General features: G+C 39.7%; 12 protein-coding genes and 2 pseudogenes. 6 read left to right on the forward strand and 8 right to left on the reverse strand.

What is annotated here, in order from left to right; all coding sequences use genetic code 11:
- Positions 1-622, forward strand: a pseudogene (locus tag Q0X72_RS10235) (hypothetical protein); the annotation flags it as partial.
- A gap of 97 nt (positions 623-719) precedes the next feature.
- On the opposite strand, the gene Q0X72_RS10240 reads toward Q0X72_RS10235, so the two are convergent.
- Positions 720-1,715 carry a TlpA disulfide reductase family protein gene (locus Q0X72_RS10240; protein ID WP_297764859.1) on the reverse strand — a complete coding sequence of 332 codons (996 nt, stop codon included), beginning with the start codon at positions 1,713-1,715 and terminating at the stop codon, positions 720-722.
- Between the two features lie 108 nt (positions 1,716-1,823).
- Positions 1,824-2,321 carry a hypothetical protein gene (locus Q0X72_RS10245; RefSeq protein WP_297764862.1) on the reverse strand — a complete coding sequence of 166 codons (498 nt, stop codon included), beginning with the start codon at positions 2,319-2,321 and terminating at the stop codon, positions 1,824-1,826.
- A gap of 90 nt (positions 2,322-2,411) precedes the next feature.
- Between Q0X72_RS10245 and Q0X72_RS10250 the strand changes: the two are divergent.
- The 3 genes and pseudogenes from Q0X72_RS10250 (at position 2,412) to Q0X72_RS10260 (ending at position 7,762) form a co-directional block, all read left to right on the forward strand.
- Positions 2,412-5,208, forward strand: a pseudogene (locus Q0X72_RS10250) (FAD-binding and (Fe-S)-binding domain-containing protein).
- Positions 5,209-5,310: 102 nt separating this feature from the next.
- Positions 5,311-6,375, forward strand: a complete 1,065-nt coding sequence (gene aroC, locus Q0X72_RS10255) for a chorismate synthase (protein WP_297764865.1) — start codon at positions 5,311-5,313, stop codon at positions 6,373-6,375.
- A gap of 58 nt (positions 6,376-6,433) precedes the next feature.
- The gene (locus tag Q0X72_RS10260; protein WP_297764866.1) at positions 6,434-7,762 is read left to right on the forward strand and encodes a dicarboxylate/amino acid:cation symporter; all 1,329 of its coding nucleotides are present in this window, start codon (positions 6,434-6,436) and stop codon (positions 7,760-7,762) included.
- Here the strand turns inward: Q0X72_RS10260 and Q0X72_RS10265 are convergent.
- Both Q0X72_RS10265 and Q0X72_RS10270 read right to left on the reverse strand, forming a co-directional pair.
- On the reverse strand, positions 7,759-8,166 hold the full coding sequence (locus Q0X72_RS10265) for a thiol-disulfide oxidoreductase DCC family protein (protein ID WP_297764868.1): 408 nt from the start codon (positions 8,164-8,166) through the stop codon (positions 7,759-7,761). The genes Q0X72_RS10260 and Q0X72_RS10265 overlap by 4 nt on opposite strands.
- Positions 8,166-10,340, reverse strand: coding sequence for a DNA mismatch repair protein MutS (locus Q0X72_RS10270; RefSeq protein WP_297764871.1), 2,175 nt, complete (start codon positions 10,338-10,340; stop codon positions 8,166-8,168). The genes Q0X72_RS10265 and Q0X72_RS10270 overlap by 1 nt, the downstream gene beginning before the upstream one ends.
- Positions 10,341-10,558: 218 nt before the next feature.
- Here Q0X72_RS10270 and Q0X72_RS10275 point away from each other — a divergent pair, with 218 nt between their 5' ends.
- On the forward strand, positions 10,559-11,617 hold the full coding sequence (locus Q0X72_RS10275; RefSeq protein ID WP_297764874.1) for a DUF6340 family protein: 1,059 nt from the start codon (positions 10,559-10,561) through the stop codon (positions 11,615-11,617).
- A 20-nt stretch (positions 11,618-11,637) separates the two neighbouring features.
- On the opposite strand, the gene Q0X72_RS10280 is transcribed toward Q0X72_RS10275, so the two are convergent.
- Complete coding sequence (locus tag Q0X72_RS10280) at positions 11,638-12,558, reverse strand: mechanosensitive ion channel domain-containing protein (RefSeq protein WP_297764877.1); 921 nt, start codon at positions 12,556-12,558, stop codon at positions 11,638-11,640.
- 153 nt (positions 12,559-12,711) lie between these two features.
- Here Q0X72_RS10280 and Q0X72_RS10285 point away from each other — a divergent pair, with 153 nt between their 5' ends.
- Positions 12,712-13,377 (forward strand): uracil-DNA glycosylase, encoded by a 666-nt coding sequence (locus Q0X72_RS10285; protein WP_297764880.1) that lies wholly within the window; start codon positions 12,712-12,714, stop codon positions 13,375-13,377.
- Here Q0X72_RS10285 and Q0X72_RS10290 read toward each other — a convergent pair.
- The 3 genes from Q0X72_RS10290 to Q0X72_RS10300 are packed head-to-tail and all read right to left on the reverse strand — an operon-like array spanning position 13,364 to position 16,018.
- Positions 13,364-14,215 carry a substrate-binding domain-containing protein gene (locus tag Q0X72_RS10290; protein WP_297764883.1) on the reverse strand — a complete coding sequence of 284 codons (852 nt, stop codon included), beginning with the start codon at positions 14,213-14,215 and terminating at the stop codon, positions 13,364-13,366. The genes Q0X72_RS10285 and Q0X72_RS10290 overlap by 14 nt on opposite strands.
- Positions 14,212-15,084, reverse strand: a complete 873-nt coding sequence (locus Q0X72_RS10295) for a nucleoside phosphorylase (protein ID WP_297764886.1) — start codon at positions 15,082-15,084, stop codon at positions 14,212-14,214. Before Q0X72_RS10295 ends, Q0X72_RS10290 begins: the two co-directional genes overlap by 4 nt.
- A gap of 1 nt (position 15,085) precedes the next feature.
- Positions 15,086-16,018, reverse strand: coding sequence for a DUF1835 domain-containing protein (locus tag Q0X72_RS10300; protein ID WP_297764889.1), 933 nt, complete (start codon positions 16,016-16,018; stop codon positions 15,086-15,088).
- Between the last annotated feature and the right edge of the window lie 60 nt (positions 16,019-16,078).

Genomic DNA, 16,078 nt, shown 5'->3' on the forward strand with positions numbered 1-16,078 from the left:
AATGGTTTTAATGGCCAATGGAGGTGCCGGACTTTCAATTTCTGATGATGAAGGAAATACAACAGAACCTTATGGAGTGTTACAATTAGACGGATCTATTAACTATGTGCAAACTCAGGGTGACTATGCCTTTGCGGCTTCAGGACAAGAAGGATTACAGATCATAAAGTTAAACAGACTATCCTTAAGTTTAGCCGCACAGTGCTCTTCCTTAGCGGAATACGAGGGGTCTAGCAAATTGGTTATCAATGAAGGAGAAGATTATGCCTTTAGTGGAGCCAAAAGCTTTAATTCTATAAAATTAGAAGTAGATGCTTCATTACTATTATGCGGATCCTGGACAGTGAGCAATGATGTTGATATAAAGGAAAATGCGCTGTTCGAAATGAATGGCAGTCTCAGTGTTGGCAGCAACAGAAGACAAAAGAAAATACAGGTAGAAACCGGTGCCGTTTTAAGAATAGAAGGTAATTTAACCATTTATGGCGATTTGGAACTTAAGGAGGGAGCTACAATAGAATTTATAGGAAACAACTCCGTCGTAAATATTTTTGGAGAAGTAGATATAGAAGATGGCGCCTCCGTTCTTGGAACCTTCCTAGATGTCCGAAATAAATTCTAAAAAACATTATACAGACATAAAAAAACCCAATGTAACACATTGGGTTTTTTTGTATTTAATTGGATTGTTTATTGAAGCAGTTGCTCAATTTTAGCATCTAATGAAGCTCCCCGGAGGTTTTTTGCCACAATAATTCCGTTCTCATCCAAAATAAAAGAAGCCGGTCAATAGCTTTTTTCCAGTCATTGGCATTTCTATCTAAAGATACTCCCAGGATGCTTAGACCCTGATCTTTGTATTTATTGTATACCCTAACTATGTTGGGGTTTTCTGCGCGACATGGTTTGCACCAGGCAGCCCAAAAATCGACGATGGTAACTTTGCCCATTACATCATTCAAGGCCAATTGATTTCCATTAGGATCGGGAGCTGAGAAATTTGGAGCCTTTGCTCCAATAGAAGTATTAGCGTCTTTTTCCAGTGCTTCTTTGATCTTGATTCCCGTATTACTTTCCTTAATTTCCGGGCTAAGCGCATCGTATAATTCCTGAACCTCTGCATTATCCTTAGCTTTGGTGGTAAGGATCCTGAAAATGACCAAAGCAGAAACAAGGGCATTCGGATTCTCCTTTACATAGCCTAATTCATAATCCTTCGCTTCTTCCATCAACTCAAAATACTCTTCACGCAAGGAGTTTATAGTTACAGTATCTCTTGTAGACTGTGCTGTACGCATGTCCTGATTCATAGAAGAGGCTTTTCTGCTAAGTACTCGTGAACCTTGTAAAAAGTCATAGAATAACTCGTTCTGTAATGTGCCGCCAATTTTGGCAAATGCAAGGCTGTCTCGTTGAGCAGTAATATCAATAGTTCCGTCTTCAACTATGATCGGGATATTTTCCTGTCCTTTCCCAAAAAAGATGTAGTGAAGTTCAGGGCTTTTACTAGGTCCTCCTTTAAAAGTGAAAGCTCCATTCGTAACCATTGCAGAATCTACGGTGATCAATTGATTGCCTTCCGCATATTTACGTAAGCTTAATTCGGTACCGTCTGTGTTTTCTCCTTCCAGGGTTCCTTCAATGACATATCCATTGGTGGTTTCACAAGCTGCAAACATCAGGATCAATAGAAATGGGACAACTAATTTTTTCATTTGACTATATTTTGTCGGCAAAGGTACTGATTAGGTGCACAATAAAAAAAGTCCTTAACATAAGTATATGTCAAAGACTTTTGAATTATTATGAATGCAGTATTGGTATTAAAACTGATATCTGATCCCAAGTGCTATGTCGAAATCAAAATTATCTGAAAATTCATCATAGCCTACAAGGCCAATCTCAGGGCGAAAATCGAGGGAAAGCAATAATGGAATATTAAAATTGTATTCAATTCCGATATTACCAGCTCCAAAAACAAATAAGCCGCCGTCAGGGTCAGGATTATTGGTTCTAGGAGAAAAGTCTACACTTCCTAGTCCGCCGCCTACGCCGTAATACCAGTTAAAGTTACCGTCGAGTGGCTGAACCCATTGATGCACTAATGCTAATTTAAAGGCATCATAAATTCTGCTGTCTCGCCAACCAAGATCAAATTCTAATCTGGTGGCCTGAGTAAGAGATTTTTGATAGGAAATTTCTGCTCCAAACCCGTCACTATCTCCTAACCGAAGCCCCAGGGCATGTTCGGAAATAGATTGAGCACTAAGACCACATGTGGCCATAAAGAAAAGGAATGCACTAATTTTTAATATTTTCATCTGTTCTTAAATTTAAACGTTAAAAATACGTATTAGAGGGTGTTCTGATGTTAATAATAACTTAATTTCGTCTTCAAAATTCGTTCCATTTTGAACACAATTTCTTTTTCAGAACTAACCAATATTTTTGATGGTACCCTGCATACGGATATACTTACGAGAAGTCTGTATGCTACGGATGCTTCCGTATACCGAAAAATCCCAATTGCGGTGGCCTATCCCAAAAATAAGGAGGATATTAGAAAACTAATTCTTTTTGCAAATACTCATAAAATTGGGCTTATCCCAAGAACGGCAGGTCCGAGATGAACTCAATGATTTTTTAAAACCTCATGGTGTTTTCTTTGGCCCAAACACCTCCACCTCCAACAGGTGTATGATAGGGGGGATGGTTGGAAATAATTCCAGTGGTACAACCTCTATCCAATATGGAGTTACCAGAGAGAAGGTGCTCTCGCTTAAAACTATGCTATCTGATGGTTCTGAAGTTGAGTTTTCATCCTGTACATCATCAGAATTCAAAGAAAAAAAGACTTTGAATACACTTGAAGGTAATATTTATAAAGAACTATATAACATATTATCAAATAAGGACATACAGTTAAATATAAAGAAACAATTTCCTAAGAAAAGTATTCATAGGCGTAATACCGGGTATGCTATAGACAGCTTGCTGGAAAGCAATTTATTTTCTGGCAATGAACAAGAGATCAATCTCTGCCAGTTGCTTAGTGGAAGTGAAGGAACCCTAGCCTTTATGACCGAGATCACCTTGCAGCTTAATGAACTGCCACCACCAATGTCGGCTATGGTGGTCACACATTACAACACCCTGGAAGACTGTCTTTCCGATGTTGCTCCGTTAATGCAACATAAACTACACACCTGTGAGATGATGGACAAGGTGATCCTTGATTGCACCAAGAACAATAAGACGCAGTTGGCCAATAGGTTCTTTGTGGACGGGGATCCGGCTGCCTTATTAATGCTAGAGGTGCGATCCCATTCGCAGAACCACCTTGATGAACAATTAAAAAGGCTTACACAGACTATCCGGGATTCGGGCTTAAGTTATGCCTCTCCGGTTTTGTATGGGGAAAATATTAACTGCGCACTTGAATTGCGTAAGGCCGGCCTTGGACTGTTAGGCAACATGGTAGGAGACAGAAAGGCTGTTGCATGTATTGAAGATACCGCAGTGGCATTGGAAGATCTAAAGGACTTTATTAGCGAATTCACAGGCATTATGAAGGAATTTGATCAGAATGCCGTCTATTACGCCCATGCCGGAGCTGGAGAGCTTCACTTGCGGCCCATTTTGAATCTAAAGAAACAAGAGGATGTGCACTTGTTTCGGGCTATAACCACCCGGGTGGCGAAACTAACCAAAAAATATAAAGGTTCTTTTAGTGGAGAACACGGCGATGGAATTGTGAGGGCCGAGTTTATACCTCTTATGATAGGCGAGGAGAATTATAAGGTTCTAAAGCGCGTTAAGACCATTTTTGATCCCAATAATATTTTTAATCCCGGGAAAATAGTTGATCCCTATCCCATGGATGCTTCCTTTAGATACCAAGTGAACAGGGAGGAGCCGGAAATTCCCACAATGCTGAACTTTAGCGATAGTGAGGGGATCCTTAAGGCAGCTGAAAAATGTAATGGCAGTGGAGATTGCCGAAAGACTGAGCACGCCAAAGGAGCCATGTGCCCAAGCTATCATGCAACCAGGGATGAGCAGGCTACAACCCGTGGCAGGGCCAATGCACTGCGCGAATTCTTAACGAATAATGACAAGGAGAATAAATTTGACTCTGAAGAACTCAAAACTGTTTTTGATCTGTGCCTGAGCTGCAAAGCCTGTGGTAGCGAATGCCCAAGTAATGTAGATGTGGCCACTCTAAAATCAGAATTTTTGTTTCAATATCAGGAAACCCATGGATATCCTCTAAGAAACAAGTTGTTTGCCTACAACACAACCTTGAATAAGTGGGCCAGTAAATTCCCATCTATTAGCAATGCAATTTTTAAAAGTAGATCGCTTGGCAATATTATCAAAAAGATCTCTGGCGTGGCTGCTCAACGAAGCTTTCCTTTAGTAAGCCAATTCAATTTTTCTTCCTATCTGGCAATTAAAGAAGGGAGATCACCAGATTCTGAGAAAAAGGTGGTACTCTACATTGATGAATTTACACAGTATCTGGATATTGAGGTAGGGAAAGATGCTATAGATCTGTTACATGGCTTAGGGTATCAAATTCAGCTGTATTTTGGTGAAAGTGGCAGAACATTTATCTCCAAAGGCTTTTTAAAACAGGCCAGTAAGTTAGCTGAGAAAAATGTTGAAGGCTTATATTCCTATACAAAAAACAATATCCCAATAATAGGTCTGGAACCTTCTGCCATTCTAAGTTTCAGGGATGAATACCATCGCTTCCATTTAGACGCGAACAAGGTGAAATCGCTATCAGATAATAGTTGGCTCCTTGAAGAATTTTTGGCTACAGAAATTACAAATGGAAAGATCACAGATAATTTCTTTACCAAGGAGGCAAAAACAATTAAAATTCATGCTCATTGTCATCAAAAATCGCTTTCCAATCAAAAAGTGACCTTTGATATGTTGAACTTACCGGAGAATTATACGGTGACCATCATAAGTTCAGGGTGTTGCGGAATGGCCGGTTCCTTTGGATACGAGGATGAACATTATGAGCTAAGTATGAATATTGGAGATCTAAAGCTTTTTCCGGCTATAAAAAAAAGTGATCCAAATACTGTAATTGCAGCCAATGGCACCAGCTGTAGGCACCAAATAACCGACGGAACCGGGGTAAAGGCATATCACCCGGTGACTATTTTAAAGGAGGCATTACTTGCAACTTAACCATGATCGGGATGTTCTTGGTTTGCACTGTTAATACTCCTATATTTGGCCTCATAAGCGATGGAATGCTCCATCGGTAGTACTACCAAAACTACTCCATTTATGGCAGGAAATTCATTCGGCACTCTTTTTAAGCTTACTACATTTGGTGAATCTCATGGGGTGGCAATTGGTGGAATCCTGGAAGGATGTCCATCGGGCATGGCCCTTAATATAGAGGCAATTCAGGCTGAAATGGATCGCAGAAAGCCGGGGCAATCAGCAATTGTAACTCAGAGGAAGGAAGAAGATAACGTGGAATTTTTCTCTGGTATCTTTGAAGGAAAGACCACAGGAACACCCATAGGGTTTGCTATTTACAATAGCAATCAAAAATCTACAGACTATTCACATATCAAAGATTCGTACAGACCATCGCATGCCGACTACGTATACGATCAAAAATATGGTTTCAGGGACCATAGAGGTGGTGGCCGAAGTTCTGCCAGAGAAACTGCCTGCAGAGTAGTGGCCGGTGCCATAGCAAAACAATTTTTGAAAGAATTAAAGATCAATGCTTTTGTATCACAGGTTGGAAGTATTAGTTTAAATAAAACATATCAGGAACTCGATCTGTCCCAAACCGAATCAAACCCGGTTAGATGTCCTGATCCAGTCACTGCTGCTGCCATGGAAGCCCATATTAGGGATGTAAGAAAAGAAGGGGATACAATTGGCGGGATCATTACGGGAGTTATACAAAATGTACCTATAGGTTTAGGAGAACCTGTGTTCGATAAACTTCATGCTCAATTAGGAAAGGCAATGTTATCTATCAATGCTGTTAAAGGCTTTGAATATGGCAGCGGTTTTGAGGGTGTACGGATGAAAGGAAGCGAACATAATGATGCTTTTAACACAGATGGAACTACCAAGACCAATAATAGCGGTGGTGTTCAGGGGGGAATTAGCAATGGCATGGATATTTTTTTTAACGTAGCTTTTAAACCGGTAGCTACCATAATTCAGCCCTATGAAACCATTGATAAGAAAGGGGAAATTGTTCAAACAAAAGGAAAAGGGCGACATGATCCTTGCGTAGTTCCAAGAGCAGTGCCTATAGTGGAGGCCATGGCAGCCCTGGTCCTGGCAGACTTTATGTTGCTAAACCGCGTCATTAAAAGTTAAAGCGAGTTGAACTCGGTTTGTATACAAAAGCTTATATTACAGATCTAATAGTAGAGGTATGAGAAAATTGGAATTGCATTGGCAGATCTTGATAGGTATGGTCGTCGGATTATTGTTCGGATTTGGCATGACCTTCATATCCTGGGGACCTTCATTTGTACAGGATTGGATCAATCCTTTTGGAACCATCTTTGTAAAACTTCTTAAACTCATTGCAATTCCACTTATTCTGGCCTCTTTGATCAAAGGGATCTCAGATTTAAAGGACATTTCTAAATTTAAGAAAATAGGATTGCGTACCATAGGAATCTATATAGTTACCACTGTGATAGCTATTAGTATTGGACTAATCCTGGTTAATGTTCTGCAACCCGGAGAAGGTATATCCGACGATACCATTACAAAATTAACGGAAACCTACGCTTCAGATTCTGGAGTTACTTCAAAATTGGAGGAGGCCTCCCGTCAAAAAGAGAGCGGACCTCTTCAATTCCTTGAAGATATGGTTCCGGATAATGCCTTTGGAGCATTAAGTGATAACAGTCTGATGTTACAAGTGATCTTTTTTACCATTTTCCTCGGTATTTCCATGTTATTGATAGGTGAAAAACGATCGAAACCCCTAAAGAAATTTTTTGATTCCCTCAATGATGTGGTCCTTAAAATGGTAGACCTTATTATGCTGACCGCACCAGTGGCTGTATTTGCATTATTGGCCAATGTAGTAGTATCCTCCGGCGATCCTGATCTATTGGTGGCGTTACTCAAATATGCCATGGTCGTTGTCCTGGGATTGGCACTAATGATCGTTTTCTACAGTATTATTGTAGCTACCTATACCCAAAAGAACCCATTTTGGTTCCTTAAGGAGATCAGTCCGGCTCAACTACTGGCTTTTTCAACGAGCAGTAGTGCGGCTACACTTCCTGTTACCATGGAAAGGGTAGAAGAGCATATTGGCGTAGACAAGGAAGTGTCGAGTTTTGTATTACCCGTAGGAGCTACTATTAATATGGATGGTACCAGCTTATACCAGGGTGTGGCGGCGGTCTTTATTTCACAGGCCCTGGGCTTTGATCTAACCTTAGGAGCTCAACTTACTATAGTTTTAACCGCTTTATTGGCCTCTATAGGATCTGCTGCGGTTCCCGGAGCAGGTATGGTGATGCTGGTTATCGTTTTAGAATCTATTGGGTTCCCGGCAGATAAATTGGCCATAGGATTAGCGCTGATCTTTGCGGTAGACAGGCCGTTAGATATGTGCAGAACTGTTGTAAATGTTACAGGAGACGCCACGGTATCCATGGTAGTGGCCAAATCCGTAGGGAAGTTAGGGAAGCCTCGTATTGAAGAATGGGACGATTACCTCGATGAAGTAAAACCCTAGTCTAAAAATTTACCCTTTTCTGCGTCTGTTGGGATCATACAACTATCCTTCCTTCCGAACCATTGATACCTGTTCCTGGCTACCCAGTCATATATATTATCTCGCATTCCTTTGGGAAGTCCCATGAATATTCCAAGAAGAGGCCATCCGCCACTTAGCGATTTTGCGATCATTAACGCGGCATCGGACTTGGTGTAATAGGCGATTTGAGGTTCAATCAGGATGATAGAATCTACCTCTGACGTATCGATGAGCCGCTCCTTTGCAAGTTTTTGACCTACTACACTTTGAAGCGCTGAGAACCGGAAAATGTCCTTTTTATCACGTTTAATGACGAACTGTACCGAACTATTGCAAAGGTTGCAAACTCCGTCAAAAAGTATGATCTTTTTCTGCTCTTCCATTATTTTTTCTTGGTCTCCACCAATTCTAGTTGATCCACACTCACATTGGTGGTGAATACTCCATAATTTACAATAGCCTTATTCTTTTCCAGGCTATCAATACTCCCCACTGCTTTACCATCTAATAACCGCACTCTATCTCCAATTTTAAATACTGGTCGTGGCTTCCTTTTCTCTTTTGCCTGAGCTTTTTTCTTTGCTACTGCTTTTTTATTTCTAATATTCTTTACTTCCTGTTGTACTTCCTGAGATACAACCGTCTTTTTTTCTTCCTGCGCCTTCACTTCCTTGGCAGTTTTCTTTTTCCGCTTGCTGTTTTCTGTTTCCACAAGACGTAATAGCTCCGAAACCAACGGTCTTTTCTTTTTATCCAGGAAGTATTTCTCAGCAACCTTATTCACTTTTGCTCCAAGATGTATCATTCGTTGGTTGAAATCATATAATTCCTGGTAATTTTCTAGCTTAGTCTGAATTTTGGAATTGAGTTTCTCCAATTTCAAAGCTTCTTCACGAGCCTTACTTTCTTCTTCCTGTAGACGATTTCCTGTCTTAGCCATTTTGCTACGTTCTTTTTGAAGTTTGGCGATAGTGGCATCGAAACGGATCTTACCCCTTTCTACTTTTTTCTTGGCCTTGTTGATCAGACTAAAAGGAATACCATTCTTTTGAGCCACCTCAAAAGTGAAAGAGCTACCTGGCTGCCCAAGTTCTAAATGAAAGGTGGGTTGTAGCGTGCTACTGTCAAAAAGCATATTGGCATTGGCAGCATGGGGTAATTCATTCGCCAGGGCCTTTAAATTTGCGTAGTGGGTTGTTATTACACCAAAAGCTCCTCGCTCATAGAACACCTCCAAGAAGGCTTCTGCGAGGGCACCACCCAACTCAGGATCGCTACCTGTTCCAAACTCATCGATCAGGAAAAGGGTATTTTCATCGCATTTGCGCAAGAACTGATTCATATTCTTTAATCGGTAGCTGTAGGTGCTTAAGTGGTTTTCAATAGATTGGTTGTCACCTATGTCTGTGAGGATCGTTTGAAATAAACATACTGAACTTCGTGGATGAACGGGGATTAGCAATCCACTTTGCAGCATGAGTTGTAAAAGGCCAATGGTCTTTAAAGTAATACTCTTCCCGCCTGCATTGGGCCCCGAAATAACGATGATCCGGTTTTCCGGATACAAGTCGATGGTCTGAGGAAAAGTAGGTAGCTTATCTCGTTTATTGGCTAAGTATAGTAGGGGGTGATATGCATCCCTTAGAAATAGTCGTTTATCGCTGTTAAGCGAAGGTTTGATGGCGTTCATTTCCGAGGCATACTTCGCTTTAGCCGCGGTGATATCTATATGGATCAAATAGTGCTGATATACCTGTAAATCCTCTCGATGAGGGCGAATTTGATTGGTAAGCGTATTCAAGATCTTTTGGATCTCCTCTTTTTCATCAAACTGAAGATTAGAGAATTCCCTACTATACCTAGACACAGCCTCGGGTTCTATGTAGATTATACTCCCAGTTTTAGAAGTACCCATTACGGTGCCCTTAACCTTCTTTCTGTACATAGATTTTACTGCCAAAACTCGTCTGTTGTCTACAACAGATTCTCTAATTTCATCCAGGAATTCCGAGGCTTGATAGGTATTCAAAGAAGTGCTAAAACTTTGATTTATTCTCACTTTGATCGCGGCCATCTGTTGCCTTATGTGTCGTAGATCAATTGAAGCCGTGTCTTTTACAAAACCAAATTTATCGATGACATCATCAATAAGATTGGGAATTTCTTTAGTTGCCGTTACGGCATCTGCAAATTGATGGAGCAAAGGGTAATATTCCCGGAATTTCTTTAGGAACTTCTTATGCTCCAGGACCGTAAGACAAATGTGTTTTACTTTTCGGAATCCGCCTACTTCTAAAGTGGTGTTTTCAACTTTTAATAACAAAAGTTCCTTATCAATGGCATCAAATCCATGGTTTGGAATTCTGTTATCATTGGTAAAGGAAGATAGGTATTCTGAAGTTTCACCTAATAATGTGAGAATCGCTGTTTCCTCTAACTTAGGTTCTAATGTCTGTGCATTTTCTTTCCCAAGTTCAGTATTACAGCGGGCCGCTACTTGCCTGATCACGGTAGCGAACTCCAGATCTTGAATACTTTTCTTAAGATATTTATCCATATTTAAATGCCTAACTGCAAAGGTAGTTATTAACCTTCATTCTTCACAAAATCCTGTTTAATGAGGCTTCGCGATTTGAAACATGTTCTTTGTTTCAGCTTTCACATCCTTTTAGGTGCATTTCACCACTAGGAGGGAGGTTTAGGGCAATAAAAATAGGAGTTCTACTGTTCTTGTACTATAATTTTTAAGGAAGTAATAATTCTATAATAATTACTATGCGTTCTATCCTTCAATTTTTAGGCTTAATGCTATTACTCAGTGGTTGTAAGAGCACCCACCTGGTAACGGTCTATAGCTTAGAGCCGGCGCCCGTGGAACTCTCAAAGAACATAAAACGCATTGGCATCATCAATGAAGTTCAAACAACGGCCAACAAAGAACAAATAGAGTCATTAGAGGCCTTCGTTGCCGCAACGGATCATCAATGGTCTAAGGAGGGGAAAGAAGCGGCCATAGAAGGGCTTTTGGTTGAACTATCGAAGGACAAACGTTTTGATACCATACTAATTCTTAAAAGCACCTCTGAGAATTGGAAACAAAAAAGCACAGCTGAAATAGAAATACCATGGAAGTCGCTGGAGGAATTATGTGTCGCAAACAACTTAGATGCTATTTTCTCCCTGGCTTTTTATAAAACTGATACCCGTGTAACCAATAAGAAGTCGTCCATGGAAGAATTAGACCTTTTGCGTGTAAAGAACATGGTAGACGCCCGGGAAATAACGCTTGAAACCTTAATTGAAAACGGTTGGCGGATCTATGATCCTTTTGAAAAAAAGGTCCTTGATGAAATTCGTATCAATGAGGAAATAGTGATACAGGCCAAAGGGGAAAATGCAATGAATGCATTGCGATCTATGACCGATCGTTCAGATTCCATGCTTCTAAAGAGCAAGGGAAGTGGAAGTGCCTTTGGAATGCGATTGAAACCATATAGTAAGGCCATTCAAAGAGAAATTTACACTAATGGTTCTGAAAAATTATCACAAGCAAAAGATGCCATTCAAGAGGAGAACTGGTTAGAAGCCGCCCGATTATGGCAACTGGAGACAACAAATGAAAAGGCTAAAATTAAAGCTATGGCATGTCATAACATGGCTGTCCTTTATGAAATAAAGAATGATCTGCCTAAGGCTATGGAATGGGCAATTCTGGCGCAAAGTTATTTTAAAGACAAGAACAATACCGCTTATTTAGAGGCCTTAAAGCAGCGTAGTGTTCAGAATGGTTTAGCGGAAGAGCAACTAGAGAATATTGTCTATTTAAATAAATGATCCAATTATTTCCTTATAGACTAGGGTCTGTCTGTAGATGTCTTCTTAACATCTACAATAGGAATACGAACCAATTCAAATGTAGCGGAGGCCAATAAGACCTTCCCGTCTGTTTCTTCAAAAGCAGTATTGATCAACTCATTTAAACGATGCTTGGTCATTCTCCTTTTTTTGTAGTCAACTATGTATCGTAGATTAAACTCAATCCAATTATCTGTCAATTTAATGGCGAGCGTTGGATCTACAACCGCATCTTCTATATAATATTTATTCACAATATCTTTCCATTTCTCAACAGACTTCAGAACATATTCTGAAAGCACTTGTTGAGCAACTTCAATTGTCAGAGTTTTTGCCAATTCTACATCAGAACCATATCGTATTGGTAAATTAATTTCGTCCCAAATAAAAGGAAAATCCTGGGAGTAATTATAAACTGGCCCCTTAAAAACAAAGGCATTACTTAGTTTAACTATCCTGCCAGTATAATTATCGCTGCTTACCCATTGCCCAATCTCCATCATGGTAGTATATATGCTGCTAATATTAATTACATCTCCTTTGATCCCATTTATCTCGATACGGTCTCCCGGTTGGTAGACTTTTACGAAAAAAATAAAAAGTGATCCCGCAACACTAAGTATAAGTTCCTGAAGTGTAATAGTTATACCTGCTGTAAGCAAACCAATAGCCAGGGTTAAATCTTTAATATTGCCAGTGAAATAGGATATGGTGAGAACCACTAAAAGGAAATAACCAATGGTTTCAACAATCTTCTGAGACTTATATCGAGTTTCGGTATTTGGAAGTCTCTTCTTTAGGGCCCTTTTTACAAATTGAAGAAAAATAATAATGAACAGGACCCAGACAACGTATTTGAATACCAGAGTGGCAGTAGGATGTTCATTGATCCAAAGCTTAATTGTTTCCAGGGTTTCCATGTTCTAACTAATAACTAGCTGAAGAAATAATACTAAATGTAATTTTTGCCATTAAATGATAATGACTTAGATAAATTTACATTTTTAAAAGTGGATTTGCTAAGGAAAGTGATAGCAGTTTGTATTTTTACAACCTATCATAAGATAAGATATATGGAGGTTGCCATTCATGAAAGCTGGAAACCGTTTCTACGAGAAGAATTTTCAAAAACTTACTTTGAAAGTCTTGCTCAATTTGTAAAAGAAGAGTATTCACACTACACCTGCTATCCAAAAGGCAATCAGATATTTGCAGCTTTTAATCACAGCTCTTTTGAAGAAACTAAGGTGGTTATAATAGGTCAGGATCCCTATCATGGTCCAGATCAGGCGAACGGGTTATGTTTTTCGGTAAAAGATGGGATGCCACACCCTCCATCTCTTAAAAATATTTTTAAAGAAATAGAGGATGATCTTGGCATTCCCTATCCCAAGAGTGGTAATTTGGAACGATGGGCAGATCAGGGGATCTTATTATTAAACGCCACCCTAACAGTTAGAGCCAGAGAAGCCGGGAGTCATCAAAAAATAGGTTGGGAGACCTTCACGGATGTTGTCATCAAACTACTTTCAGAAGAAAAAAAAGGCTTGGTCTTTTTATTGTGGGGAGGGTATGCTCAAAAAAAGATTCCATTGATCAATGGCGAGAAACATCATATCTTAACCTCAGGACATCCTTCTCCTTTGAGTGCCAACAGGGGATTGTGGTTTGGGAACAAGCATTTCTCTAAAACTAACAAACTATTGCGTAATCAGGGATCCGATACTATAGATTGGTAAGTATTTCTTTTGAATCTAATTGCTTAGATATTAAATTTAAGTTGAACAATGTATTCTGCACTATATCAATTGTTTGAATATCTAATTGTTCTTGCGTCCATTGGGTAATGCCAAGCCAATCCCTTATATCCTGAAGATCCAAATTATACCTGTTAGCAAGTGTTCTGTCTATACTGGGGATCATTTTAAATTCTCTAGTATACCTATTTATTATCTCCAGTACATGCCGCAGGGCTTGGGTATCTTTTTCAAGAAAATTATTGTTTGCGGCTATTACAAAACAGGGCCAGGGGGTAGGGCAGTCTGCCAATCTCCGAAAGACTCCATCTAATACCAGCGGTTTGGTTGTAAAATGTTCCCACATAAAATAATCGGCCTTTCCATTTTGAAGTGCCTTAACGGCCCCTGAGAGCGTATGTATGACTTCAAAAGATAATTCAGCGGTATTCCAATGCTGTCCTTCCGCCAACACATAGGCCATTAAATGACTTCCACTTCCATATCTGCTGATAGCTGCCTTGGTTCCTTCAAGTTCCGCAAGATCTTGATAGGCACTCCCTGCAGCCACGTGAATACCCCAAAGTAACGGAGAGCTAATATATCCCTGAACGATCTTTGCCGGATTTCCTTCAACAATACTTTTGGTTATGCCTTCAGTTAGAATAATGGCCAGGTCCGTCTCTTTAACTTCCAGCATTTTACACATCCTTCCGGTACCCTCCGGCACTTCTATCCATTCTATCTCTATTCCCCGGTCTTCAAAAGCCGACTCTTCCATAGCCATATGCCATGGGAAATTAAAATGTTCAGGAACTCCTGCAATTCTAATTTTTTTCAAAGTGTGATCAATTTCTTTAATGTCCAGTCTATTAGCTCATCTATCGTCTTGGCGGGATTACTGGAAAATTGCATTGTGGCCCTATTCGCAATAATAGCATTCAGGGAAAGCGCCCTATGACCCATCATGGCTGAAAGGCCATATATGGCAGATGTCTCCATCTCCAGATTGGTCAATCTTTTATTTTCATAGTTAAAGGAGGATAGTTTTTTGTGTAACATGGGATCTTTAGGGGGCAGTCGTAAATGCCTGCCTTGTGGCCCATAAAATCCCACATTAGAACCCGTAAAGCCATTAACCACTCCTTCTTCAAGAAAGTGTTGACGCAAATGCCCATCACATTTAACAACATAAGGCTGAGAATTATGAGCACCCCATTTGCTGTGCTCAAAAAAGGCCTTTTCAATATCATGGAAGCGAACAGCTTCACTTTTGTAGTAGTATAATAGATTATCGAAGCCTATGGCATAATCGCTAAGCAGAAAGGAATCGACCGCTATATCTGGTTGAATAGCACCGGAAGTACCAACCCTTATAAAAGTTAGTTGTTTTTTGTCCCTCTTTACTTTTCTAGATTGTAGATCAATATTGACCAGGGCGTCTAATTCATTGAGCACAATGTCAATATTATCTGTTCCTATACCTGTAGAGATCACACTTATGCGCTTGTCTTTAAGCCAACCGGTATGTGTGATGAACTCACGTTTGTGCTGAGAAATTTCCAGAGAGTCAAAATGTTGTGAGACACGCGACACTCTTTGAGGATCACCTACAAGAATTATAATATCAGCTAGTTCTTCAGGGAGTAAGTTTAAATGATAGATCCTGCCTTCCTCATTGAGGATCAGTTCTGAAGGCCCTAATTGCATGTTATAATTTTAGGATCCGTCCCGATTCGTCATTGTAAAGGAAACTGTATTTAAGAGCCCCTCCTAAATACGATTCATTATCCCTGATCTGAGAATAGTAACTAGTTTTGCCTTCTACAATATCTTTCCCCTTTTTGGAGAGACGCACAGGACTATAAGAAGTAAATAAGGGTTTTAGGCTGTTAATTATGCGCTCAAATTGAGTGTCGCCATAACCGTAATAACCCTGATTGTCCATTATATTTTGAACAAGTTCTTTTTTGTTCTTTGGCTTTTGTTCCACAGCGAGCCGCATTATTCGGTTCTCCAACTCATTCAGTCCATTTTTGATGGAAGGAAATCGTTTTAAATGAACCTTAATGGCGTTTGAAAGGTAGTCGAAGTGATAATGCTCAAAATCGGACATATTTTCAAGACGGATAGGATTATCACTACAATACAGTTGCCATATATAGTCGGCAAATTCTATATCATCCTGGGTTAGATAAATGCGTTTATTAAACAGGCTTTGTATCTTTTCATCGTCATTATCGCATAAACCATATAAAGTATCTGTTCCATCCTCATTCCCACTGCAAACTAAAGATATTTGGGCATCACGTCTATGAGTTTTTAGCCAACTCAAGACAGCGATCATATTGATTTGACAAAAAAGATCATATTCAAACCAAAGAATGATCTCATCCTGTTGTTTATGATTACAAAGACTGCGGTACTCTTTTAGTGTTTTTTCTATGAAATAGGATTTGCTAACGTTGTAATTCTTGTGAAGAAATTCGAAGCGTGTTTTCCAAAAAGACTCACTGCCAACATTAGTCTCGGTTCTGCCTTCACACAGCATTTCCCTCCAGGTGATGATGTCGCCTTTAAATGGAAGCGATTTTAAACGTTGAGTGAAACTATCTCCATTAGTGATATGCAGTTGCGTACTCATTCTCAGGAATTGTTGTTTAGGTTCTGGCTACTAAATGTAACACTTAATCGATAAAGATTG

The organism is uncultured Muriicola sp. (assembly GCF_947258935.1).
Lineage (GTDB): Bacteria > Bacteroidota > Bacteroidia > Flavobacteriales > Flavobacteriaceae > Muriicola.

What these genes read in the sequence shown, in the direction of transcription:
- Q0X72_RS10240 (WP_297764859.1), bottom strand. Translation starts at nt 1,715, where the DNA reads ATGAAAAAATTAGTTGTCCCATTTCTATTGATCCTGATGTTTGCAGCT.
- Q0X72_RS10245 (WP_297764862.1), bottom strand. Translation starts at nt 2,321, where the DNA reads ATGAAAATATTAAAAATTAGTGCATTCCTTTTCTTTATGGCCACATGT.
- aroC (WP_297764865.1), top strand. Translation starts at nt 5,311, where the DNA reads ATGGCAGGAAATTCATTCGGCACTCTTTTTAAGCTTACTACATTTGGT.
- Q0X72_RS10260 (WP_297764866.1), top strand. Translation starts at nt 6,434, where the DNA reads ATGAGAAAATTGGAATTGCATTGGCAGATCTTGATAGGTATGGTCGTC.
- Q0X72_RS10265 (WP_297764868.1), bottom strand. Translation starts at nt 8,166, where the DNA reads ATGGAAGAGCAGAAAAAGATCATACTTTTTGACGGAGTTTGCAACCTT.
- Q0X72_RS10270 (WP_297764871.1), bottom strand. Translation starts at nt 10,340, where the DNA reads ATGGATAAATATCTTAAGAAAAGTATTCAAGATCTGGAGTTCGCTACC.
- Q0X72_RS10275 (WP_297764874.1), top strand. Translation starts at nt 10,559, where the DNA reads ATGCGTTCTATCCTTCAATTTTTAGGCTTAATGCTATTACTCAGTGGT.
- Q0X72_RS10280 (WP_297764877.1), bottom strand. Translation starts at nt 12,558, where the DNA reads ATGGAAACCCTGGAAACAATTAAGCTTTGGATCAATGAACATCCTACT.
- Q0X72_RS10285 (WP_297764880.1), top strand. Translation starts at nt 12,712, where the DNA reads ATGGAGGTTGCCATTCATGAAAGCTGGAAACCGTTTCTACGAGAAGAA.
- Q0X72_RS10295 (WP_297764886.1), bottom strand. Translation starts at nt 15,084, where the DNA reads ATGCAATTAGGGCCTTCAGAACTGATCCTCAATGAGGAAGGCAGGATC.
- Q0X72_RS10300 (WP_297764889.1), bottom strand. Translation starts at nt 16,018, where the DNA reads ATGAGTACGCAACTGCATATCACTAATGGAGATAGTTTCACTCAACGT.